Source organism: Gordonia sp. IITR100 (assembly GCF_002009645.1).
Taxonomy (GTDB): domain Bacteria; phylum Actinomycetota; class Actinomycetes; order Mycobacteriales; family Mycobacteriaceae; genus Gordonia; species Gordonia hongkongensis.
This window is the reverse complement of record NZ_MVKV01000003.1, coordinates 251,285-274,964: the sequence shown is the minus strand read 5'-3', so window position 1 is coordinate 274,964 and position 23,680 is coordinate 251,285. Positions and strand designations below refer to the sequence as shown.

Genomic DNA, 23,680 nt, shown 5'->3' with positions numbered 1-23,680 from the left:
TAGCCCGAAAACGTGCGCCGAAAACACTGTGGCACAGCGACTTACCGAGCAAGCGAGTCCGATGTGCCTGGTTCAACCCGCGGCGAGGTCATCTGTCGGCCGGACGTCGACCGACACGTCGATCCGGCTCTTCGTGGAATCGGTGTAGATGACCCCTCGGAGAGGCGGCACGTCGTCGTAATCCCGCCCCCACGCCAGCGTGACGTGGCGTTCGTCGACCAGCTTGTCGTTGGTCGGATCGAACGACAGCCAGCGGCCGTCGGGCATCCAGACGGCCGCCCAGGCGTGACTGGCGTCGGCACCGAAGACCTTTTCCTTGCCGGGCGGCGGCTCGGTCGCGAGATACCCCGACTCGTACCGCGCGGCGAGACCCTGTGACCGCAGACAGGCGATCGCGATCCGGGCGAAGTCCTGGCAGACGCCCTCGCGACGCTGCAGGACGGTGTCGACCCGCGTGGAGATGGCCGTCGACCCGGACCGGTAGGTGAAGTCGGTGAAGATCCGCGACGTCAGATCGATGACCGCCTCCGCCAGCGGCCGACCGGGGGTGAAGATGCCGGCGGCGTAGTCGCGCACCGCGGGGGTGATCTCCGGCGGGTCGAGATCGAGGACGAACTCGGCGGCCAGGGCGCTGTCCCGCCCGTCGACCACGCACGGTCGCGCCTGTTCCCACGGACCCCGGGCCGCCGGACTGAGGAGGACGCCCGGGTCCACGGGATCCACCTCGACCACCGACCGCGCGGTCACGGTCAGCTCGCGGTGCGCGGTCCGGACATGGAAATAGCTGTCGTGGTTGCCGTAGACGTCGAGCCCCGTCGACCGGTCGTCGGGTTCGGGGTCGATCTCGATCGACGTCGAGTGCACGCGCTGGCCGGGCAGGTCGCGCGGGGTCAGATGGCAGCGCCCGTACGAGGACGACACGTCGTCGTCGTAGGTGTAGCTGGTCCGGTGCAGCACACGGTAGACGCGCGTGCTCACGATTCCCCACCGGCCCAGATCGGTCGCGCCTGGCGCGGGGTGGCGAAGCGGGTCCGGGTGAGCAGATCGGAGAGTTCACGCGCCCCGTTGCGCAGGGTCGTCATCAGTTCGACGAGTTCCGGACGCCTCCGGTCGGCGTCGACCCGCACGAGGTCGGCGGGGTCGCCGCGGCGCAGTTCGGCGATCATGTCCTGCACGGCCCGTTCGGCGCCCGCCGACCGCAGGGTCTCCGGTACGGACGACAGGTCGGCGTTCATCTTGTCGAGACAGAAGATCATCGACCGGGGATTGGTCGGGTCGAACAGCAGCAGCTCGGCGACACTGGCCGCCTGATACAGCCCGCGGTTGCGGCGACGGTAGATCACCGACGATTCGTTGGCCACCAGGTACGACTCCAGCAGCGCCTGCTCGACGTCGGTGTCCTGCGCGTCGGCGAACATCGCGAGCGTGAGGTCGGCGAGGGTGACGGCCCGTTCGATGCGTCGGCCGACGTCCATGAACATCCAGGCCGGATCGTGCACCATCGACTCGGCCTGCAGCCCGGTCAGCGCCAGGACGCCGTGCAGGATCTCGTCGTGCGCGCGGGCCAGATCGGGTCCTAGGTCCAGCGCGGCGTCGCCCGCCCCGGCGTCCGCGCGCGACCGGAGGACCAGCCGGGTCGTGCTCGCCATGATCCGTTCGACCGGCGCGAGCACCATCCAGGTGCTCGTGGACATCTGGTCCCGGACCGCCCGGACCGTGCTGATCAGCCGGTCGATCGAGTAGGCGATGGTCCCGGGCACCGATCGCGACACGGTCAGGTCGGCGATCTTCTCGATCGCCTCGTTGACCTGATCGGGTGACCGCGGCCGGTCCGAACCCGGCAACAGCAGGTCGGCGGTGTCCAGATAGCGCGCGGTGCCCGTCACCGTGGCGACCGCGTGCAACAGCAGCGGTACCGCCGGCGTACCCGACATCCACGGCCGATACTGGAAGTCCTGATAACGCTCGCGGGACACCTTGGCCAGGCGGGTCACGAGCTCGGTCCGCTCCCCGTAGCGGCCCAGCCAGAACAGGTCCGCCAGGACGCGCGGACTGGCCGCGGCCGCGACGTCGGAGTACTCCCGGGTCACCGGGCGACCCGCCGACGTGCCCGCGACGACCTCCCCGGCCGGCTCACCGCGGGTCTCCGACCGCCGCGACACGTGCCCGCCCACCTCGGTACTGGTGACCCACACGTCCTTGGCGGCCACCACGTGGTGGGCGGCGCCGGCGACCCCGTCGGCGAGAACGGCCCCCAGGCCGCCCGGCATGACCGCGTACCCGGGACCCTGCGCCACGCTGAACGCGCGCACCGACACCGGCGCCGCCCGTAGCGCCGCGATCGGTCCACCGGAACCGCTGCCGGGGGTGACCGTCGGGGCCACCGAGAACGCCTCGAGCTCGCGGGCCACCCACTGCCAGGTCTGGGCCTCGATCCGGGCGGCGAGGTCGGCGCGATCGGTCGCTGCGAGCAACGGGCCGTTGAACTCCTCCCCCGTACTCGTGTTCGTCAGGACCAGGGTGGCAAGTCGATCACGAATCAGGCTGCGTTGCAACGGATCTCCGGCCCAGTACGTGGTGACCGAGCCCAGCCGCAGGTCCTCGTCGAGCAGGACGGGCGCGAGACGTTCCAGCACGGTGTGCAGCGCCGGGTTCTCCAGCACCCCCGAGCCGAGGGTGTTGAGGACCGTCACCGTGCCGCGCGAGATCGCCTCGACCAGCCCGGCGACGCCGAGCTGGGAGTCCGTCCGCAGGTCCAGCGGATCGGAGTAGGCGGCGTCGACCCGTCGCAGCAGCACGTCCACCCGCTTGTAGCGACCCAGCGAGCGCATGTAGACCGCGCCGTCCCGAACGGTGAGGTCGGCGCCCTCGACGAGGGGGAAGCCGAGTACCGACGCGAGATAGGCCTGGTCGAAGGCGGTCTCGGACATGCTGCCGGGGCTGAGGACCGCCACCGTCGGGTCGTCGACCCCGGGCGGCGCGTACTCGGTGAGTGCCAGCCGCATCGTGCCGGCGAAGGTGGTCATCGGCCGCGGTGCGCACGCCTGGAACAGCTGCGGGAAGGTCTTCGACATCAGCCGCCGCCCGACGATCGCGTATCCGATCCCCGACGGCGCCTGGGTGCGGTCCCGGTAGGCGACGAACCGGCCGTCAGCAGTACGCGAGATGTCGACCGCGTGCAGGAACAGCGCGTGCGGCCCGGCGACCTCGAGTCGGGCGGCCTTGCGGATGTAACCGGGATGGCCGAAGACCATCTCGGGCGCGACCAGACCGGCCGCGATCGTCTTCTGATCGCGGTAGAGGTCACGCAGGAGCAGGTCGAGCAGCATCGACCGCTGCGTGATGGCCTTCTCGAGTTCGGCCCATTCGACGCCGTCGATCACCAGCGGCACCGCGTCGACATCCCAGTCGCGGGTCACGGTGTGCTGACCGTCGAACTCGTTGTAGACCACGCCGTCGTCGCTGACCGCTGCGGCCAGCCGGGCCGCGGAGTCGCGGAGGCGGTCCGGACCGCGCAACTGGTAGATGCGGGCCAGGTCGGCCCACGCCGGACGGATCGCGCCGTCGGCTTCCAGGAGCTCGTCGTAGGAGTCGGCCGGCCGGTCCGCGGATGCGGCCAGACGGGCGGGATCGAAGAGAGTGTGGCCCTCGGCGCGGTAGCGGTCGAACACCGCGGAAGCGTTGCCCGGCGAAGAGGTCACCGAAGAACTGTACGTGCCCGCCGGAGGTCGAGGATCCCGGGCACCCCGAAGTCGGTGGCCTGCCGGGACTGTCGTTCGCGCAACAGCCCGACGTCGACGGTGCCGGTCGTGTGACCGGCCGCCTCGAACCGCCCGTTGCGCCGGGACTCGGCCTCGACCGCGTTCACCGGCGGCCGATCGTAGGCACGTCCTCCGGGATGCACGACGTGGTAGGTGGCACCGCCCACCGACCGGCCGTTGACCGTGTCGATCAGATCGAAGGTGAGCGGGGTGTCGATGGTGATCGTCGGGTGCAGCGAGCTCGGCGGCTGCCAGGCCCGGAACCGGATGCCGGCGACGCGTTCACCGGTGCGACCGGTTGCGCGCAGTGGAATCGGGAAACCGTTGCAGGTCAACAGGTAACGATCGTCCTCACCACCCAGGACGCGCACCTGCACGCGCTCGACAGAGGAGTCGACGTATCGGGCCGTTCCCGTTCCGGTTGCCTCCTCCCCCAACGTGTTCCACGGCTCGATGGCACCGCGCAGCTCGATCTCCTGGTCCCGGATCTGCACGGTCCCCAGACGCGGGAAGCGGAATTCGGTGAACGGGTCCAGCCAGGCGGTCTCGAACGGATAGCCGGCCTCGCGGAGTTCCTCGGCGACCAGCGCGATGTCGGCGATGACGTAGTGCGGCAACAGGTGTTTGCCGTGTAGGTCGCCGCCGTGGCGGATCAACCGGGCCCGGTAGGGCTTCTCCCAGAACCACGACACCAGGCTCCGCACTAGCAGCGACTGCACCATAGCCATCCGGTGGTGGGGCGGCATCTCGAAAGCCCGCAGCTCCAGCAGGCCCAGCCGGCCGCGCACCGAGTCGGGACTGTAGAGCTTGTCGATGCAGAACTCGGCCCGGTGCGTGTTGCCGGTGATGTCGGTGAGCAGATGCCGCAGCGCCCGGTCGGTGACCCAGGGGTTCGGGGGCGCGCCGTCGAAGCGTCCGCCGGCCCGGGCACCGTCGCCAGAATTCTTGACCGCGAGCCGGTCGATCTCGGCGAAGGCGATCTCCAGCTCGTAGAGCGAGGACTCCCGACCCTCGTCGACACGCGGCGCCTGCGAGGTGGTGCCGATGAACCGGCCGGAGAACAGGTACGACAGCGCGGGATGACGTTGCCAGTAGGTCAGCATCGACACCAGCAGATCGGGGCGGCGCAGCATCGGCGAATCGGCGGGCGTGACGCCGCCGAGGGTGATGTGGTTGCCGCCGCCCGTGCCACCGTGGCTCCCGTCGAGGTCGAAGCTCTCGGTGCCCAGCCGCACCTGTCGGGCATGGTCGTAGAGCGATTCGAGCAGCTCGGACTGCTCGGCGAAACTCCCGGTCGGCTGGATGTTGACCTCGACGACCCCCGGGTCCGGGGTCACCGACAACGAGACGAGTCGCGGATCGGCGGGCGGTCCGTACCCCTCGACGACGACCGGCGTCGACACCGTGGCGGCGGCGTCCTCGACGAGTTCGACGATCGCGAGATACTCCTCCAGGGTCGAGGTCGGCGGCATGAACACGTGGACCACGCCGCCGCGGACCTCGGCGACGAGGGCGGTCCGGGGCAGGAACTGCGCGGGGTCCACCTCGCGGACGGTGTGCCCCAGCGCCGCCGACGGGTCGGTCGGCAGGTCGTCGTGGCGCGCGGACGGATCGGCTTCGAACAGCGTCGGTGCCGGACCCCACGACAGCGAGTTGAGCGGCAGCCGCAAGCCGGCCGGCGAGGTGCCGGGGGTCAGCACGATCCGTCCCCGCCGGGTCGTCCACACCGCGCTCTGCCACGCGGTCCGGTCCTCCGAGCGGCTCAGCGGCAACACGTGCGCACTCGGCTGGGTGACGGCGGCGTCGAGCCGCTCGATCAGTGCTCGTCTGCGTCGGACGGAATCCGTTGTCGGCGCGAGGCTCTCGTCGTCGTCGCCGTCCGCCGAATCGGCGTCGACGGCGATCTCGGCCTGCGTGAACGACCGTGCGGCGGGCAGGGTGGGGTCGGTTCCGGGGTCACCGGGCGGCATCGCGGCGAGTTCCCGCATCCGGACCAGCGGGTCCTCATAGGCCGGCACGACCTGACCGACCGGGAATCCCAGTCGCGTCGCGAAGGCGGTGAGCAGTTCCCGTGCCGGGCCGGCGTCGCCGAGGTCGTCGGGGTTCGGGCCGTGGGTCTCGCGGTCGATCGCCGCGGCACAGTCGTCGGGCGTCGCCCACGGGTCGGCGAGCAAATTCGGATTCCGCCAGATCGGCAGACCGTCGGCGCGCCACATCAGTTCGAGCTGCCACCGCGGCAGCGGTTCACCGGGATACCACTTGCCCTGGCTGCGCCGCATCAGGCCGCCCGGCGCGTACGCCGTCATGAGGCGGTCGGCCAGCCGCCCGGCCAGCAACCGTTTGTGCGGACCGTCCGCGGCGGTGCGCCACTCCGGGTCCGTCTGGTTGTCGATGGACACGAATGTCGGCTCGCCGCCCATCGTCAGGCGTACGTCGTTGCGTTCCATCCGTTCGTCGACCAGCGCGCCGAGATCGGTGACCCGGCCCCACTGCTCCGCGGTGTAGGGCAGCGTGACGCGTGGGTCCTCGTGGAACCGCGTGACCGTGTTGGTGAAATCCAGAGTGGCGTGGCACGGGCCGGTCGAACCGGTGATCGGTGCGGCGCCGACCGGATGCGGGGTGGCCGCCAAGGGGATGTGCCCCTCGCCGGCGAACAGACCCGACGTCGGATCCAGTCCGACCCAACCGGCCCCGGGGAGGTACACCTCGGTCCACGCGTGCAGGTCGGTGAAATCGGCGTCGGGACCCGACGGACCGTCGAGCGACTTCACGTCCGAGGTCAACTGGACGAGGTATCCGGACACGAAGCGTGCCGCGAACCCGAGTTCGCGGAGGAGGGCGACCAGCAACCAGGCCGAGTCCCGGCAGGAACCGATGGCACTGGAGAGCGTGTACTCCGGCGACTGCACGCCGGCCTCGAGGCGGACGGTGTAGCCGACGGCGTCGCGCACCGCGGCGTTGAGGCGCACCAGGAAGTCGATGACCCGCGTGCGGCCGGACGGCCGATGCTTCGCCGCGAACCTCGCGATCTCCGGATGCACCGGCGCACCGGCGAATTCACCGTCGGTGACCCCGGCCGGCCGGAGGAAGATCTCGAGGTCGCGCCGCAGCTCGGCCGGATAGTCGAACCCGTAGAACTCGGCCCACTCCTCGATGAAGAAGTCGAACGGATTGATCGCGGTGAGGTCCGCGACCAGACTGACGGTGATCCCGAGGGTGGTCGAGGGTTCCGGGAACACCAGGCGCGCCAGATAGTTGCTGAACGCGTCCTGCTGCCAGTTCAGGAAGTGCTCACCGGGGTCGACGGTGAGCGAGTACGCCTCGATCGGTGTGCGCGAGTGCGGCGCCGGACGCAGGCGGACGACGTGGGGGTAGATCTTGGTCGGCCGGTCGAACGAGTACACCGTCCGATGCTCGAGGGCAACCTTGATCGTCACCGGCGGAACTCCCCGCCCGGGCCCGTCACCACGGTTCCGGCAGCCGACTCGATCCCACCGCTGTGCGCCATGGTGGAGATCTCATCACAGATGACCTCCAGGCGCCGGGTGACGAGCACCGCGCCGGGAACACGGTGGCCGAACTCACTTCGGTCCACCGCTTTTCGGCTCAGGCAGTGCTCCCGGCGTCCTTCTGGTCGGCGCCCTTCTGCTCGGCGTCCTTCTGGTCGGCGCCGCCCCGCGGTGCGGGCTTGGCGTCGATCCCCGATTCCTTGCGCTGCTGCGGGGTGATCGCCGCGGGGGCGTCGGTCAGCGGGTCGACGCCGCCACCCGACTTCGGGAAGGCGATGACCTCACGGATGGACGACTCGCCGGCGAGCAGGGCGGTGATGCGGTCCCAACCGAAGGCGATGCCGCCGTGCGGCGGAGCGCCGTAGGCGAAAGCGTCGAGCAGGAAGCCGAACTTCTCCTGCGCCTCGTCGTGGCCGATGCCCATGATCTCGAAAACGCGCTCCTGCACGTCCCGCCGATGGATACGGATCGATCCGCCGCCGATCTCGTTGCCGTTGCACACGATGTCGTAGGCGTAGGCCAGGGCCGAACCCGGATCGGACTCCAAGGCGTCGATCGACTCCGGCTTGGGCGAAGTGAACGCATGGTGCACCGCGGTCCAGGCCGAATGTCCCAGTGCGACATCGCCGGACGCCGTCGCGTCGGCAACCGGCTCGAACATCGGCGCGTCCACCACCCAGGTGAACGCCCAGTCCCCGTCCTTGATGAGCCCGAGCTTCGAGGCGATCTCACCGCGCGCGGCACCGAGCAGGGCGCGGGTCGACTTCACCTCTCCCGCACCGAAGAACACGCAGTCACCCGGCTCCGCGCCGACATGGGCGGCCAGACCGGAGCGCTCCTCCTCAGAGAGGTTCTTTGCGACCGGCCCGCTGAGGGTCCCGTCTTCGGCGACGAGGACGTACGCCAGACCGCGTGCCCCGCGCTGCTTCGCCCATTCCTGCCATGCGTCGAGCTGGCGGCGTGGCTGCGACGCACCGCCGGGCATGACGACCGCTCCGACGTACGGTGCCTGGAACACGCGGAACGGGGTGTCCTTGAAGTACTCGGCACACTCGACGAGTTCGATACCGAAGCGCAGATCCGGCTTGTCCGAACCGAATCGGCGCATCGCATCGGCGTAGGTCATCCGCGGGATCGGGGTGGTGATGTCGACGCCGATGAGCTTCCACAGCGCGACGAGGATCTCCTCGGCGACAGCGATGACGTCGTCCTGGTCGACGAAGCTCATCTCGATGTCGAGCTGGGTGAACTCCGGCTGCCGGTCGGCGCGGAAGTCCTCGTCGCGGTAGCAGCGCGCGATCTGGTAGTACCGCTCCATGCCCGCGACCATCAGCAGCTGCTTGAACAGCTGCGGGCTCTGCGGCAAGGCGTAGAAGGTGCCCGGCTGCAGGCGCGCCGGAACCAGGAAGTCACGTGCCCCTTCCGGCGTCGACCGGGTCAGCGTGGGCGTCTCGATCTCGGTGAAGTCGTGGGCGGCGAGCACGCCGCGCGCCGCCGCGTTCGCCTTGGACCGCAGGCGAAGCGCCGCGCTGGGCCCCGCACGCCGCAGGTCGAGGTAGCGGTGACGCAGACGCGCCTCCTCGCCCGGCGACTCGTCGAGCTGGAACGGCAGGGGCGCCGACTCGTTGAGGACCTCGAGCTCGACGGCGTTGATCTCGATCTCGCCGGAGCTCAGATTGGGGTTCTCGCTGCCCTCGGGACGCACCTCGACGACGCCGGTCACGGTGACGCAGTACTCGGCGCGCAGACGGTGGGCGGCCGGCGCGACCGACTCGTCGCGGAAGACCACCTGGACCAGTCCGGTGGCGTCGCGCAGGTCGATGAAGACCACGCCACCGTGGTCGCGTCGGCGTGCGACCCACCCGGCGACGGTGACGGTCTGCGACGCGTCGGCGCGGCGCAGCGAACCTGCGGAATGCGTGCGGAGCACTGAGAATCCTTCCGGGAGTCGAAATCGGTCGGCGGAAACGCAGACCAGGTGTCCATGGTGCCGTATCCGCGCCCCCGGCCGTCAATCGCATACCTTCGCCGAGGCAGCGAGGGGCGGGTGACGATCGTGCCAGAATGGCCGCGTGACCTTCCAAGGCAGCGGATCGATCGACACCGGCAGCGTCTCCGGCGGCGGTGGAGGCAGTGGGGGCCGGATCGCGCTGGGCGGCGGCGCGGGACTCCTCATCACGATCGTCGCGCTGTTCTTCGGGGTGAACCCCGGCGATCTGCTCGGCGCCGGCGGCCCCACTCCCGGCACCTCGTCGGACGCCGCGCAGATCCAGCAGCAACTGGACGAGTGCACCTATGAGATGGCCAACGAGAACACGATCTGCCGGATCAAGGCGACCACCGTCAGCGTCGACACGGTGTGGTCGGATCTGTGGCCCGAGTACGAGCCACCGCAGACGGTCATCTTCTCCGACGCGGTGAACACCGGATGCGGCGCGGCGAGTTCGGCGACCGGCCCGTTCTACTGTCCCGCCGATTCGACGGCGTACTTCGATCCGACGTTCTTCGCCCAGCTGCGTCGCATGGGCGGCAGCGACGGGCCCCTCGCGCAGGAGTACGTCGTGGCCCACGAGTACGGACACCACGTGCAGAACCTCACCGGCGCCCTCGCCAAGGGGCAGCGGATGGGTTCGCAGGGACCGCGATCGGGTTCGGTGCGGGTCGAATTGCAGGCCGACTGCCTCGCCGGGGTGTGGGCCCATCACGCCGACGACGGCCCAGACGCCCTCCTAGCGCCCATCACCGAGGAGCAGATAGCGACGGTCATCCAGACCGCGAAGGCCATCGGCGACGACACCATCCAGGGCGCGGGCTCCAATCCCGAGGGCTGGACTCATGGTTCGGCCGCCCAGCGCATGCGGTGGTTCACCGTCGGCTATCAGTCGGGCGATCCGGATCGCTGCGACACCTTCGCCACCGACGACCTGTGAACGCCACCGACCCCGGCGGGACCGGCCCGCGCAGGCCCACCGCCGTCGATGCGATCGCCGAGGCGCACCTGGACCGGTTGTGCGCGCTCGATCCGCTGTTCGCCACCGAGATCGGGCGCGGTGGGCACGACGACCGGCTGACCGACTTCTCCGCGCAGGGGTGCGCCGAACGCGCCGAGGTCGCCGCCGGCACCCTCTCCGCCCTGGGCGGCGCCGACGTCGTCGATGACATCGACCGCGTCACCGTCGCGACCATGAGCGCCTCGCTGCGTCGCGAGCTCGCACTCGCCGACGCGGGCGAGCACATCGGCGACTGCAATGTCATCGCGTCACCGTTGCAGGCGCTGCGCGACGTCTTCGACCTCATGCCCACCGACACCCGCGAGCAGCGGGAGACCTTCTTGTCCCGCCTCACCGCGATCCCGGCGTCGCTCACCGACGTCGTCGACGGCCTCGCCCACCGGCTTCGTCACGGTCCGCCGCCGGCCCGTCGACAGGTGGCGGCGGTCGCCCGGCAGGCCGACACCGCGGCCGATGCCATCGCCGGCAACACCGCACCGATCGCGGCCGACCCGGCGCTCGCCGGCACCCTCGCCACCGCGCTCGACGCGGCGCGGACCTCGTTCGGGACCTTCGCCCACTACCTGCGCACCGGCGTTCTCGCTCAGGCCGTCGACGACGACGCGGTCGGCCGCGACCGCTACCTGCTGCACCTGCCGGCCTACCTGGGCGCCGACGCCGACCCCGACGACGCCTATGCCTGGGCGATGACCCGGTTGCAGCAGATCGTCGCCGAGCAGCAGGAGATCGCGGAGGGTGTGCTCCCCGGACAGGGGGTCGCGGCGACGCTCGCCTGGCTGGATCGTCAGCCGCAGTACCAGATCCACGATCGCGCGGAATTCGTCGACTGGATGCAGGCGACGTCCGACGCGGCGGTCGCCGGTCTGGCGGGCACGCACTTCGACCTCCCGGCCCGGCTGTCCCGGCTGGAGTGCCGGCTCGCCCCGTCGTCGACCGGCATCATCTACTACACCCAGCCCAGCGAGGATCTGTCCCGCCCGGGCCGGATGTGGTGGGCGGTGCCCGACGACCAGACCGTCTTCCACACCTGGCAGGAGAAAACGACGGTCTACCACGAGGGCGTGCCCGGGCATCATCTCCAGCTCGGATCGGCGATCGTCGACCCCGACCTCAACGCCTGGCGCAAGCTCGCGTCGTTCACCTCCGGACACGGCGAGGGCTGGGCGCTCTACGCCGAACGCCTGATGGACGAGCTCGGCTGGCTCGAGGACCCGGGCGACCGCATGGGGATGCTCGACTCGCAGCGGCTGCGGGCCGCGCGGGTCGTGGTCGACATCGGCGTCCACTGCCGCCTGCCCGCGCCGGAGTCCCTCGGCGGCGGGATCTGGGACGCCGACAAGGCCTGGACGTTCCTGACCTCGTCGGTCGCGATGGACCACGCCGTGCTGCGCTTCGAACTCGACCGCTATCTGGGCTGGCCCGGCCAGGCGCCCTCGTATGCGCTCGGCCAGCGCGTGTGGGAGCAGACGCGCACCGCCGCCCTCCGCCGGCACCCGGACTGGACGCTCAAGGACTTCCATTCGCGCGCACTGGCTCTCGGCGGTGTCTCGCTGGACGTCCTCGTGGCCGAGGTCGCCGGCCCGCCCTCCGGGTGAGATCTCCCCGAGTGGCGGGCGCCGAAAACCGCCCATCACAGGTCCGCCGGCCGCACATCGTCGTCGGTCGAGCTGTGCGGGTCGGTTCTCAGCGGCGGAATGTGCGGCGGGCTCAGCCCAGGAGGCGACGGACCTCGGCGACCACGTCGTCCAGGGCGACCCGGTGCTGTTCGCCGTTGCTCAGGTCCTTGATCTCCAGCCGGCGCTCGGCGAGTTCGTTCTCCCCGAGCACCAGCGCCAGCCGCGCCCCCGAACGGTCGGCCGCCTTCATCGCGCCCTTGAGGCCACGATCGCCGTAGGCCAGGTCGACATTGATCCCGGCGGCGCGCAGAGCGCCTGCGACACCGACGAGTTCGGCTTTGGCCGCCGAGCCCAGCGGCACTCCGAAGACCTGGCAGCGGGCCGCCTCGGTGCCCGCGACGCCCTCGGCCTCCAGCGCCAGCATCGTCCGGTCGACGCCGATCCCGAACCCGATGCCCGACAGATCCTGCTTGGCGCCCAGCTGCCGCATCAGACCGTCGTAGCGCCCGCCGCCGCCGATGCCCGACTGCGCACCGAGACCGTCGTGGACGAATTCGAACGTGGTCTTCGTGTAGTAGTCCAGGCCGCGCACCAGACGCGGGTTGATCTCGTAGACGACACCCAGCCGGTCCAGGTGCGCCAGGACGAGGTCGAAGTGCGCCTTCGCGTCGTCGGACAGATAGTCGATGAGCAGCGGTGCGCCTGCGGTCGCCGCCTTGATCTCCGGACGCTTGTCGTCGAGGACCCGCAGCGGGTTGATCTCGGCGCGCATCCGGGTGGCCTCGTCGAGGTCGAGCCCGAACAGGAACTCCTGCAACGCCTCTCGATAGCGCGGCCGGCTCTCGTCGTCACCCAGCGAGGTGATCTCCAGCCGGAACCCAGTCAGCCCGAGTCGGCGATAACCCTCGTCGGCGATCGCGATGACCTCGGCGTCGAGCGCCGGGTCGTCGACACCGATCGCCTCGACGCCGACCTGCTGCAGCTGGCGATACCGGCCGGTCTGCGGCTTCTCATAGCGGAAGAACGGCCCGGCGTAGCAGACCTTCACCGGCAGCTGGCCGCGGTCGAGACCGTGCTGGATCACCGCGCGCACCACGCCCGCGGTGCCCTCGGGACGCAGCGTCACCGAGCGGTCGCCGCGGTCGGCGAAGGTGTACATCTCCTTGCTCACGACATCGGTCGACTCCCCGACCCCGCGTGCGAACAGCGCGGTGTCCTCGAACACCGGCAGTTCGATGTGGCCGTAGCCGGCACGACGCGCTGCGTCGGTGAGCGTGTCCCGGACCCTCCGGAAGTCCGCCGAGTTCGGCGGGAAGTAGTCCGGGATGCCCCGGGGGGCCTGAAATGCTCCGCTCACAGTCCGTGTCGTCCCTTCGGTCGCGTGCTCTGGTGCTCGAGGCCGGCCAGGAAGGGATTGCTCGCACTCTCCTGGCCGATGGTGGTCTGGGGTCCGTGGCCGGGCAGGACCAGCGTCTCTGCGGGCAGCGGCAGGAGTTTCGCCGCTATCGAGTCGAGCAACTGCTGATGGTTGCCCCCGGGGAGATCCGTCCGGCCGATCGAACCGGCAAACAATACGTCACCGGAGAAGCAGACCCCGACCACCGACGGCGTGTCGGGCCCGGCCTGATCCCGGGTCTCGTCCGGCACGTCGACGTCGACGCCGAGCAGCACCGAGCCCTGTGTGTGCCCGGGCGCGAGATCGACCGAGAAGGAGACCCCGGCGAGCTCCACCGACTCGCCGTCGGCGAACTCGACCACCTTCTCCGGCTCGGTGAACACCTGGTCGCCGATCATCGCGCCCAACGCCCGTCCGATGCCGAGACCGGGATCGGCGAGCATCGGACGATCCGCGGGATGGATGTAGGCCGGGATCGAGTACTCGTCGCAGAGTTCCGTCGCGTTCCAGGTGTGGTCGAGATGACCGTGCGTGAGCAGCACCGCCACCGGGGTGAGGTCGTGTTCGGCGAGCAGTTCCCGGACCCGCGGCGCCGCATCCTGGCCCGGATCGATGATCACCGCCTCCGATCCCGCCTCGGCGGCGACGATGTAGCAGTTCGTCTGGAACATCCCGGCGGGGAATCCGGTGATGAGCATGCTGCTCCTCGGGTCGGCGCGGACAGGACGACGCACACACGTCGGTGTCCATTGTTGCGTAGGCGGCATGGCTCGCGACCCGCCGCACCCCGTTCTCAGGTACAACTGGCACACTTGCCCCCGAGTAAGTGACATCCACGACGATGTCGGCACAGCCATGCCGAGGTTTCAGGAGGATCCACCCGCGTGTCCACCAATGAGGAGCGCCGCGAGGCGGCGAAGCGGAAGCTCGAAGAACGCCTCGAGACCGAGCGCCTCGCCCGGCGCAAGCGGAAGATCGTCATCGCCTCCGTCTCGACCGCCGTCGTGGTCGCCGTGGTCGCGGGCGTGACCGCCGTCGTGGTGAAGAAGATCATGGACGACCGCGAGGCCGCACGCTGGACGACCTGCGCCTACGAGGACTCCCCGAGCCGCTTCGACCAGCTGCCCGATCAGGTGCCCGACAACGTCCCGGCCGATCAGCGAGCGCAGTACCAAGCCGAACTCGACGAGCTGAAGGCGGCCGCGGAGAACGAGCGCACCTCGCCCAAGCCCGACGAGCGCGTCCTCAAGTCGGGCACCGAGAAGGCCACGTTCGTCACCTCCCAGGGCATCCTGCCGATCACGCTCGAACGCGATGGCGCGCCGTGCAACGCGGCTGCGGTGACCTCGTTGATCGAGAACAAGTTCTACGACGACTCCACCTGCCACCGCATGACCACCAGCGAGACGCTGAAGATCCTGCAGTGCGGCGACCCCACCGGCACCGGCATGAGCGGGCCCGGTTGGACCAGCCCCGACGAGCCGCCGACCGACCTGCAGACGGTCGGGCAGCCGGATCCGACGACTGGTTCGCAGCCCGTCATCTACCCGCGCGGCACCATCGCGATCGCCAACAGCAGCCAGGGCGGACAGAACCCGAACACCGGGTCCAGCCAGCTCTTCATCGTGATCAACGACAGCCAGTTGGGCCCGGACTACTCGATCGTCGGCAAGGTCGACGAACCCGGACTCGCGGTGCTCGACAAGGTCTACGCCGGCGGCATCAACCCCGGCCCGATCGGCAGTCAGCCCGGGGACGGCGAGCCGAAGCTCCCGGTGACCATCGAGACGGCCACGATCAACTAGGCGCCGGGAACTCTGATCCCTAATCCAAAAGAACCTCGAAACCCGTGATCCCTGAGGTGCGAGGAGCGCGAGCGACGAGCCACGAAGGGCCTGGCGAGGCAGCTCACCCGGCCCTTCGTGGCTCGCTTCGCTCGCACCTCAGGGAGCAGAGGGAGTGGGCTGGCGAATCAGAACAGAGCCTCCCGATCACGCCGCCGAGGTCACCCGGTAGACGTCGTAGACGCCTTCGACGTTGCGCACGACGTTGAGCACGTGCCCGAGGTGCTTCGGGTCGCCCATCTCGAACGTGAACTTGCTGATGGCCACCCGGTCCCGGCTCGTCGTCACCGACGCGGACAGGATGTTGACGCGTTCGTCGGCGAGCACCTTGGTCACGTCCGACAGCAGCCGGTGCCGGTCGAGCGCCTCCACCTGGATCGCCACCAGGAACACCGATTCCGGCGACGGGGCCCAGGACACGTCGAGAATTCGTTCCTCTTGCTGCCGAAGCGATTCGGCGTTGGTGCAGTCGGTGCGGTGCACGCTGATCCCGCCGCCGCGGGTGACGAAACCGAGGATGTCGTCGCCGGGCACCGGGGTGCAGCACTTGGCTAGTTTGATCACGACGTTGTCGATGCCGTCGACCATGACGCCCGCGTCGCCGCCCTGACGTGCCCGGGTCGGCATCGTCGACGGCGTCGACCGCTCGGCGATCGCCTCTTCGGCGTCCTCGATGCCACCCAGTGAGGCGACCAGCCGGTTGACGACATGCCGTGCGGAGACGTGGTTCTCACCGACCGCGGTGTAGAGCGCGGTGACGTCGGTGTAGCGCAACTCGCGGGCGATCGCCGACATCGATTCCGCGCTGAGGAGCCGCTGGAGCGGGAGCCCGCCGCGGCGGACCTCCTTGGCGATCGCGTCCTTGCCGGCCTCGAGGGCCTCCTCGCGTCGCTCCTTGGCGAACCACTGCCGGATCTTGGCCTTGGCGCGCGGCGAGACCACGAACGTCTGCCAGTCCTTCGACGGACCGGCGGTCGGCGCCTTGGAGGTGAACACCTCCACCACCTCGCCGTTCTCGAGCGTGCGCTCGAGCGCGACCAGCCGGCCGTTGACGCGCGCGCCGATACAGCGGTGCCCGACCTCGGTGTGGACCGCGTAGGCGAAGTCGACCGGGGTCGACCCGGCGGGCAGGGTGATGACATCGCCCTTCGGGGTGAACACGAAGATCTCGCGCACGGCGAGGTCGTAGCGCAGCGACTCCAGGAACTCGCCCGGGTCCGCGGCCTCCCGCTGCCAGTCGAGCAGCTGGCGCATCCAGGCCATGTCGTCGATCTCGGCGGTGTCGGACTTCTTGCCCGACTTGCGGTAGCCGTTCTCCTTGTAGCGCCAGTGCGCGGCGATCCCGAACTCAGCCGTGCGGTGCATCTCGTGCGTGCGGATCTGTACCTCGAGCGGTTTGCCCTCGGGTCCGATCACGGTGGTGTGCAACGACATGTAGACGCCGAACCGCGGCTGGGCGATGTAGTCCTTGAAGCGCCCCGCCATGGGTTGCCACAGCGAGTGCACGACACCGACGGCGGCGTAGCAGTCACGGTCCTCCTCGCAGAGGATGCGCATCCCGACGAGGTCGTGGATGTCGTCGAAGTCGCGGCCCTTGACGATCATCTTCTGATAGATCGACCAGTAGTGCTTGGGCCGCCCTTCGACGGTTGCGTTGATACGCGCACCGGCCAGCGCGTTGTTGATGTCGGCTCGCACCCGGGCCAGGTAGGTGTCGCGGGACGGCGCGCGGTCGGCGACGAGCCGGACGATCTCCTCGTAGCGCTTGGGGTGCAGGATCGCGAACGACAGGTCCTCGAGTTCCCATTTGACCGTCGCCATGCCGAGTCGATGAGCAAGTGGCGCAATGACTTCCAGGGTCTCGCGGGCCTTGCGCGCCTGCTTCTCCGGCGGCAGGAAGCGCATCGTGCGCATGTTGTGCAACCGGTCGGCGACCTTGATGACGAGAACGCGCGGATCGCGCGCCATCGCGATGATCATCTTGCGGATGGTCTCGGCCTCCGCGGCGCTGCCGAGGGCGACCTTGTCGAGCTTGGTCACGCCGTCGACGAGGTGCGCGACCTCGGGTCCGAAGTCCTTCTCCAGCGCCTGCAGGGAGTAGCCGGTGTCCTCGACCGTGTCGTGCAGCAGCGCCGCGATGAGGGTCGTGGTGTCCATGCCCAGATCGGCGAGAATCGTGGCGACCGCCAGCGGATGGGTGATGTAGGGATCGCCGGACTTGCGCTTCTGGCCGCTGTGCCGTTCGTCGGCGACGTCGTAGGCGCGCTGCAGCAACGCCACGTCGGCCTTGGGGTAGATCTCGCGGTGCAGCGTGACCAGCGGTTCGAGGACCGGCCGGACCTGGCTGCGGGTTGCGGTCATACGGCGCGCGAGGCGGGCGCGCACCCGGCGTGAGGCCGACGCACCCGGCTGGATGGAGCCGACCGCGGCCGGTGCGTTCGGCCGGTCGGCGGTCTCGGCCGACGTCGCTCCGGCGTCCGGGTTACCCGCGGGGGTCACGCCACGCTGCGCCGTGTCGGATTCATCGGGCATCAGCGGTCCTCCTCACGGTTGTCTGTCGGCATACGGTGACCCGTCCGGCCTGCCGGGCGGGCTCAGCCGATTCTAGTCGCGGCCCGCCCATGACCGGGTCGACGCCGTCAGTCCAGTGCGACCGCATGCACGGGAACGTCCGGTCCGAGGCCACGGGCGATCGTGTCCCGGCCGCCGAGACCCGCGAGTTCCATGATCACCGCGACCCCGACGACGTGCGCACCCGCACGATGGAGCAGTTCGGCCGCGGCGACCGCCGTCCCGCCGGTGGCGAGCACGTCGTCGACGAGCAGGACACGTCGCCCGCTGAGGTCGAGGCCGTCGGCCGGGATCTCGAGCGTTGCCTGCCCGTATTCGAGGCTGTAGTCGATGGCGAGGACCGGCGGCGGCAGCTTGCCGCCCTTGCGGACCGCCAGCACCCCGACCTCGAGCTCACGCGCGACCGCGCCACCCAGCAGGAACCCGCGCGCGTCGATACCGGCCACGAGGTCGATCGACGAACAACCATGCGTGAGCGCGGTGACGATCGTCGACAGCCCTTCCGGGTCCGCGAGGACCGGTGTCAGATCCTTGAAAGCGATTCCGGGAGCCGGGAAGTCGTCGACGAGGCGAGCGTGTTCGGCGATCGCCGCCTGCGCTCGCGAGACCGCCTCCGCCGTACGGTCGGGCACGACACCACCCATCGCTTCACTCCCCTGCTCAGCCACGGATCGTCCACCGATCCATGTTCCATCCGGTGCCGTCGCGGCCGAGACCGGCCACCACGTTGCCCACCCGATCCTTCCACTGCCGTACCCGCGGCGCCGCGAAGAGGGGCACCGACGGCATCGTCGCCCAGGTCGCGTTCTCGATGGACCGGGCCAGACGGAGTCGGTCGGGCGCCGAGACGGTCGTCGCGAGCTGATCCACTCCCCGACTCACCATCGGCTCCCGGATGCCGGACAGGTTCAGGGGGTCTCCGCCGCGCAACGCGTAGGCGTCCCGGCTCGGGTCGGCAGCACCGGCCGCGGCGAATGACGCGCCCCCGGCGACGATGAGTGCGTCGACATCGCGGCCCAGAGCGTCGGGCCGCAGGTCGGGTGAGGACGCGTCCTCGACGACGATCCCCGCTGCGCGGCACGACGCCGCGATCGCCGCGGTCATCTGCTGCCAGCGCGGAGTCGGCGCGACGTAGCCGATGCGTACCGTCCGCGGTCGCAGCGCGACCTCCGAACCGGCCGCCTCGCCGCCGGCCGGATCCTGTACCGCGCCCTGCACGGTGGCCGCCCGGACGAGTCCGCGCGCTCGTTCGATGTCCGGCCGCTGATAGGCCTGGCCGAATTCGGTGTTCATCTGTGCGGCCAGATTGTCTGCCGGGGAGAGCACCCGGAGATTCCAGACCTGCGCGCCGGCGCCGAAATCGCGCGCGAGGTCGGCTCGCGGGACGCAGGAGGCGAACGCCCGGCGCATCCGGACATCGCCGAACAAGCCGCGGCCCGCCAGGACGAGTTCCTCGACGCCCAGCGCGCGCGCCGGCGAGGACGTCCCGGCGGCCCCCGCCGAACCGGCGATGTCACCGTCGACGAGGCCGGCCGTCACGTCGACGACGTCGAATCGCCCGTCGGGGAGCCGGCGGGTCGCGTCGGTCCCGCGCCCCCAGACGACGACGCGCGAGGTCTCCGGCTTGTCGCCCCACCACTCGTCGTTGGGCACCAGCACGAGTCCGCCCGAGCGCGAGTACCGGTCGATGCGATACGGACCCGACGCCGGATAGTGCGCGTGATCGACCGGTCCGAACGTCAGGTCGAAGCCGGTGTTCCATGCGTCCGCGATGCGTCCGACGGCGGCCCGGTCCATCGCCCGGATCGGGTCGATGACGTCGGAGAGGCCGGCCACGCGGGCCACCACATGCGCCGGCATCATCGCCCCGGCGCCGAAGAGCGAGAGCCAGTTCCGGTACTCCCGTCCGGGCGCGAAGGTGACGGTCGCGCTCTTGTCGCCGGCCGCGCAGTTCACCGAGTCGATGTCGCGATAGCCGGCGGTGGTCGCCGGGGTGAAGCCGGGCAGCCGTCCGCTCATCGCCGCCCAGGCGAGCACGAGATCGTCGCAGTCGAGGGCCACCCCGTCGGAGAAGGTCGCCTCGGGGTTGAAGTCATACCGCAGGGTCGGCACGCGGCCGGGCACCTGGGTGACCGTGCCGACGTCGCGATCCGGGATGACCTGGCCGGCCGGGCCCAGCAGACTGAAGCCGGGCAGCAGCCGGGTGGTCGCCATGAGGACGCCATCGGCGTTGCCGCTCACCGTGTTCGCGTTGTAGGTCGTGATCCGCGCGTCGACCACGTAGTCGATCGTCGGCGGCCCGTCGTCGCCGCAGGCCGTCACCAGCCCGGCGACCGTGACGAGCCCGACGAGGAGGCTCAGGACCCTGACGAACTCCCGGCGTCCAACGCTCACGTCGCAGAGACTAGCGGTTGCGGCGGCGTTTGCCGGTCGGGACCGCGCGGTCCGCGTCGTCGGTGTCGACTGCTGCCCCGGCGGACGCCCCTCGGCGCGTCCGGACCGGCCGCGGCTCGTCGGACGGGAGCCCGGCGCGACGTCGAAGGACCTTCTCGGTGTGCCGGCCGATGTCGGGGCGACGTTCCTTCAGTGTCGCCAGGAGCGGCGCGGCGAGGAAGACCGACGAGAACGTACCGACGAGGACACCGACGAGCTGGATCAGCCCGAGATCCTTGAGCGTTCCGACGCCGAGCAGCCAGACCGCGATGACCATCAGCGCGATGATCGGCAGCACCGAGATGACGGTGGTGTTGATCGATCGCATGAGGGTCTGGTTCACACCCAGGTTGGCCTGTTCGGCGTAGGTGCGCCGGGTGGTCTGGAGCACCGAGCGGGTGTTCTCGGAGATCTTGTCGAACACGACCACCGTGTCGTAGATCGAGAAGCCGAGGATGGTGAGCAGGCCGATGACGGTCGCCGGGGTGACCTCCCACCCGACGAGCGAGTAGATACCGGCGGTCACGATCAGGTCGAAGAACAGCGACCCCATCGCCGCGATGGACATCTCCCGGTCGAATCGCACCGCGATGTAGACGAAGACGATGACCAGGAACACGGCCAGCGCGATCAGCATGCGCTCGGTGATCTCGCTGCCCCACGTCGAGCTCACATCCGAGATGCTCACCTCGGCGGGCGCGAGTTCGGGACCGAATTCGTCGGCGAGCGCGCGCGTCACCGACTCCGCCTGGGCGAGATCGAGGGTCTCGGTGCGCACCTGGACCGTCTGGCTGCCACCGGCTCCCGCGGTCTGTACCGATTCGGGCGCCTCGCCGAGGGTCGCGGTGACAACTTCTTCGACGGACTCCGCGGTGATCTCCGAGGAGACGACCGGCACCGACATCTGGGTGCCGCCCTCGAAGTCGATACCGAGGGTGAACCCGCGGATTCCGATCGAGGCCAGGCAGATCAGCAGGATCGCCGCGGTGACGCCGTACCACATGCGGCGGCGCCCGACGATCTCGAAGGCACCGGTACCGGTGTAGAGCCGGGACAGGAACGAGCGGTTGCGATCGGCGACGAAGTCGGCGTCCGCGCCGGGCTGCGCCTTGTCGGCGTCGAGGACGGCCGAGTCGCCGGTTGCCTTGTTGTCCGGCCCGGTCATCGCACGGTCCCCTTCTCCCGAGTGGCGTCAGTGGTGTCGTCGGCGTCCGTCGACGATGCAGACGTGCCGGCGGTGGCCGCACCCGCTTGCCGGTGCGCGGCGACGCGACGCTGGCGGGCGACCTCGCTGATCGCCCCGAGTCCGTTGACGCTCGGCTTCGACAGGAATGTCGAACGGCTCGCGTAGACGACCAGCGGGTGGGTGACCAGGAACACGACCATGACGTCGAGGATCGTGGTGAGACCCAGTGTGAACGCGAAGCCGCGGACCTCGCCGATCGCCAGGATGTAGATGACCGCGGCGGCGATGAAGCTCACCGCATTGCCGGACCAGATGGTGCGGCGCGCGCTCGCCCAACCGCGGGGCACCGCGGACCGGAAGCTGCGCCCCTCGCGCATCTCGTCCTTGATTCGTTCGAAGTAGACGACGAACGAGTCGGCGGTCATACCGATACCGATGATCAGACCCGCGATGCCGGCGAGGTCGAGGGTGAACCCGATCCAGCGACCGAGCAGCACGATGATGCCGTACACCATGGCCCCGGCGAGGACGAGCGACAGCACCGTCAGGATGCCGAGCATGCGGTAGTAGGCCAGGGCGTAGATGAACACCGCGACCAGGCCCACCAGTCCGGCGATCAGGCCGGCCTGCAGCGACGCGAGACCCAGTGTCGCCGAGATCGTCTCGGCGTCGGAGGCGGTGAACGACAACGGCAGCGAGCCGTACTTCAGCACGTTGGCGAGTTCGTTCGACGACGACTCGGTGAACGGACTGGCGCTACCGCCGCTGATCCGGGTCTGACCGCCCGGGATGGGCTCGTTGATCGCCGGCGCCGAGACGACGCGCGAGTCGAGCGTGAAGGCGGTCTGGGTCCGGTTGGGGGCCTGCTCGGCGGTGTACCTGGGCCAGAAGCTGGCGGCCTCACCCTCGAATTCGAGGGTCACCACCCATTCGCCGGTCTGCGGATCGGTACCGGCGTTCGCGTTCTTGATGTCGCGACCGTCGATGATCTCCGGGCCGAGGAGGTAGACCTCCGAGCCGTCCGTCGAGCAGGCCACGAGGTACTGGTCGGGGCGGTCGTTGCCCAGCAGCGGGTCGTTGGCCGTCGGCGAGCAGTCCATCTTCGCCATCTGCTGCTGGAGAGCCTCGAGCTGCTGCGGGGTCGCGTTCCCCGGCGCCTGACGGAGCTTGCGCTGCTCGTCGATGGCGGCTGCCGCGGCCTCGGTGGGCAGGGCGTCGGCCTGATCGTCGGCACTCTCGGGCTTCGGCGGTTGCGGAGTCGCCATGGCCGGCTGCCCGACGACCGGTCGGACGTACAGGCGCGCCGTCTGGCCGAGTGACTTGGCCTGCGCGCCGTCCTGGCCGGGGACCGTGATGATCAGGTTGTCACCGCTGACGACGACCTCGGAACCGGAGACGCCGAGCCCGTTCACGCGCTGCTCGATGATCTGCTTGGCCTGATCGAGCTGCTCTCGGGTCGCCGCCTGACCGTCCTCGGTCCGCGCGGTCAGCGTGACGCGCGTACCGCCCTGGAGGTCGATACCGAGCTTCGGTTCGATGGTCCGGGGTCCGGTGAAGAAGATCAGTCCGTAGACGACCGCGAGCAGGCCGATGAAGGCCACGAGCGGACGCCACGGCGGGATCTCTCGAGCCGGTCGCGACCGCTTCCCTGCAGTCCGGCCCTTCCCCGAAGTCCGAGAGGGAGTTGTCACAGCTGTTCAGGTCTCCTTGAGAGCGTCAACCGGCCGACGAGCAGCCCGACCGGCATGACCCATCGTCCACTCCTGGCCGGGACACGCCGGAAGCGCGTCGGAGGCGGTGCAGACGGACGGGCGCGCCGCATCGTGGTCCGACGCGGCGCGGATGCGGCTTACTTGTCGTTGTCGCGCGCGTCGTCGGTGGCGGGCTTGTCCAGGCTGACCGAGTCGGCGTCGTCGTAGTCGTCGGACTCGATCTCCGGGGCGACGTGGCCGGCGTAGGTGGCCGCGGCCTCATCAGTCGGGACGACGCGCATGACGGCCAGCCGGTTCCAGCGGGTGACCACGCCGGTGGCGATCTCGACATCGACGACGTCGGGCGAGCTCGCGTCGATCACGGTGCCGAAGAGACCCGAGGTCAGCTGGACGCGGGTACCGGTGGACACCGAGTTCTGCATCTCCTGCATCTCGGCCACACGCTTCTTCTGCTTCCGCATCGACAGGAACATGAAGCCGGCCAGCAGGGCGAGCAGAAGCGGGAAGAGCAGAGCGTCCATGAGTGCGAGTCAGTCCTTTGGGTATCAGTGGGTACGGCGTGAGCGAGCGGCCTGTCCGGACGAATCCGGGCAGCATCAGCTCAGCTGTGCTCCACACAGTGTGCCACGTCTTGCGCGGAG

General features: G+C 69.7%; 16 protein-coding genes. 3 read left to right on the top strand and 13 right to left on the bottom strand.

Annotated elements, in window-relative coordinates:
- Positions 1-72 precede the first annotated feature (72 nt).
- Genes B1818_RS07670 through aspS form a run of 5 tightly spaced genes read right to left on the bottom strand, consistent with a single transcriptional unit; the run spans position 73 to position 9,200 of the window.
- Positions 73-978, bottom strand: coding sequence for a transglutaminase family protein (locus tag B1818_RS07670; protein WP_078112346.1), 906 nt, complete (start codon positions 976-978; stop codon positions 73-75).
- Entirely contained in the window at positions 975-3,701 is a 2,727-nt protein-coding gene (locus B1818_RS07665; RefSeq protein WP_078112345.1) for a circularly permuted type 2 ATP-grasp protein, read from the bottom strand. The genes B1818_RS07670 and B1818_RS07665 overlap by 4 nt, the downstream gene beginning before the upstream one ends.
- Complete coding sequence (locus tag B1818_RS07660) at positions 3,698-7,198, bottom strand: DUF2126 domain-containing protein (RefSeq protein ID WP_078112344.1); 3,501 nt, start codon at positions 7,196-7,198, stop codon at positions 3,698-3,700. The genes B1818_RS07665 and B1818_RS07660 overlap by 4 nt, the downstream gene beginning before the upstream one ends.
- Entirely contained in the window at positions 7,195-7,356 is a 162-nt protein-coding gene (locus B1818_RS24165) for a hypothetical protein (RefSeq protein WP_176455895.1), read from the bottom strand. The genes B1818_RS07660 and B1818_RS24165 overlap by 4 nt, the downstream gene beginning before the upstream one ends.
- An 11-nt stretch (positions 7,357-7,367) precedes the next feature.
- Entirely contained in the window at positions 7,368-9,200 is a 1,833-nt protein-coding gene (aspS, locus tag B1818_RS07655) for an aspartate--tRNA ligase (RefSeq protein ID WP_078112343.1), read from the bottom strand.
- A gap of 142 nt (positions 9,201-9,342) precedes the next feature.
- Here aspS and B1818_RS07650 point away from each other — a divergent pair, with 142 nt between their 5' ends.
- Together B1818_RS07650 and B1818_RS07645 are read left to right on the top strand one after the other, a co-directional pair.
- A complete protein-coding gene (locus tag B1818_RS07650; RefSeq protein ID WP_078112342.1) occupies positions 9,343-10,200 on the top strand; it encodes a neutral zinc metallopeptidase in 858 nt (285 codons plus the stop codon).
- Positions 10,197-11,876, top strand: a complete 1,680-nt coding sequence (locus B1818_RS07645) for a DUF885 domain-containing protein (RefSeq protein ID WP_078112341.1) — start codon at positions 10,197-10,199, stop codon at positions 11,874-11,876. Before B1818_RS07650 ends, B1818_RS07645 begins: the two co-directional genes overlap by 4 nt.
- Before the next feature lie 112 nt (positions 11,877-11,988).
- Here B1818_RS07645 and hisS read toward each other — a convergent pair whose 3' ends face one another.
- Positions 11,989-13,254 carry a histidine--tRNA ligase gene (gene hisS, locus B1818_RS07640; protein ID WP_058250325.1) on the bottom strand — a complete coding sequence of 422 codons (1,266 nt, stop codon included), beginning with the start codon at positions 13,252-13,254 and terminating at the stop codon, positions 11,989-11,991.
- Complete coding sequence (locus B1818_RS07635; RefSeq protein ID WP_078112340.1) at positions 13,251-13,991, bottom strand: MBL fold metallo-hydrolase; 741 nt, start codon at positions 13,989-13,991, stop codon at positions 13,251-13,253. The genes hisS and B1818_RS07635 overlap by 4 nt, the downstream gene beginning before the upstream one ends.
- A 186-nt stretch (positions 13,992-14,177) precedes the next feature.
- On the opposite strand from B1818_RS07635, the gene B1818_RS07630 reads away from it, so the two are divergent.
- On the top strand, positions 14,178-15,098 hold the full coding sequence (locus B1818_RS07630; RefSeq protein WP_078112339.1) for a peptidylprolyl isomerase: 921 nt from the start codon (positions 14,178-14,180) through the stop codon (positions 15,096-15,098).
- A 186-nt stretch (positions 15,099-15,284) separates the two neighbouring features.
- Here B1818_RS07630 and B1818_RS07625 read toward each other — a convergent pair whose 3' ends face one another.
- From B1818_RS07625 to yajC, 6 genes are all read right to left on the bottom strand, one after another.
- Entirely contained in the window at positions 15,285-17,669 is a 2,385-nt protein-coding gene (locus B1818_RS07625) for a bifunctional (p)ppGpp synthetase/guanosine-3',5'-bis(diphosphate) 3'-pyrophosphohydrolase (protein WP_078112338.1), read from the bottom strand.
- A 107-nt stretch (positions 17,670-17,776) separates the two neighbouring features.
- A complete protein-coding gene (locus B1818_RS07620) occupies positions 17,777-18,352 on the bottom strand; it encodes an adenine phosphoribosyltransferase (RefSeq protein ID WP_058250276.1) in 576 nt (191 codons plus the stop codon).
- Between the two features lie 16 nt (positions 18,353-18,368).
- Positions 18,369-20,102 carry an ABC transporter substrate-binding protein gene (locus B1818_RS07615; protein ID WP_058250275.1) on the bottom strand — a complete coding sequence of 578 codons (1,734 nt, stop codon included), beginning with the start codon at positions 20,100-20,102 and terminating at the stop codon, positions 18,369-18,371.
- Positions 20,103-20,112: 10 nt separating this feature from the next.
- Positions 20,113-21,306, bottom strand: coding sequence for a protein translocase subunit SecF (secF, locus tag B1818_RS07610; protein ID WP_058250274.1), 1,194 nt, complete (start codon positions 21,304-21,306; stop codon positions 20,113-20,115).
- The gene (secD, locus tag B1818_RS07605) at positions 21,303-22,928 is read right to left on the bottom strand and encodes a protein translocase subunit SecD (protein ID WP_254859594.1); all 1,626 of its coding nucleotides are present in this window, start codon (positions 22,926-22,928) and stop codon (positions 21,303-21,305) included. Before secD ends, secF begins: the two co-directional genes overlap by 4 nt.
- Positions 22,929-23,176: 248 nt before the next feature.
- Positions 23,177-23,560: a preprotein translocase subunit YajC gene (gene yajC, locus B1818_RS07600; protein WP_065632106.1), complete on the bottom strand. Its 384-nt coding sequence runs from the start codon at positions 23,558-23,560 to the stop codon at positions 23,177-23,179.
- Positions 23,561-23,680 lie beyond the last annotated feature (120 nt).

What these genes read in the sequence shown, in the direction of transcription:
- B1818_RS07635 (WP_078112340.1), bottom strand. Translation starts at nt 13,991, where the DNA reads ATGCTCATCACCGGATTCCCCGCCGGGATGTTCCAGACGAACTGCTAC.
- B1818_RS07625 (WP_078112338.1), bottom strand. Translation starts at nt 17,669, where the DNA reads ATGCCCGATGAATCCGACACGGCGCAGCGTGGCGTGACCCCCGCGGGT.
- B1818_RS07620 (WP_058250276.1), bottom strand. Translation starts at nt 18,352, where the DNA reads ATGGGTGGTGTCGTGCCCGACCGTACGGCGGAGGCGGTCTCGCGAGCG.
- secF (WP_058250274.1), bottom strand. Translation starts at nt 21,306, where the DNA reads ATGACCGGGCCGGACAACAAGGCAACCGGCGACTCGGCCGTCCTCGAC.
- yajC (WP_065632106.1), bottom strand. Translation starts at nt 23,560, where the DNA reads ATGGACGCTCTGCTCTTCCCGCTTCTGCTCGCCCTGCTGGCCGGCTTC.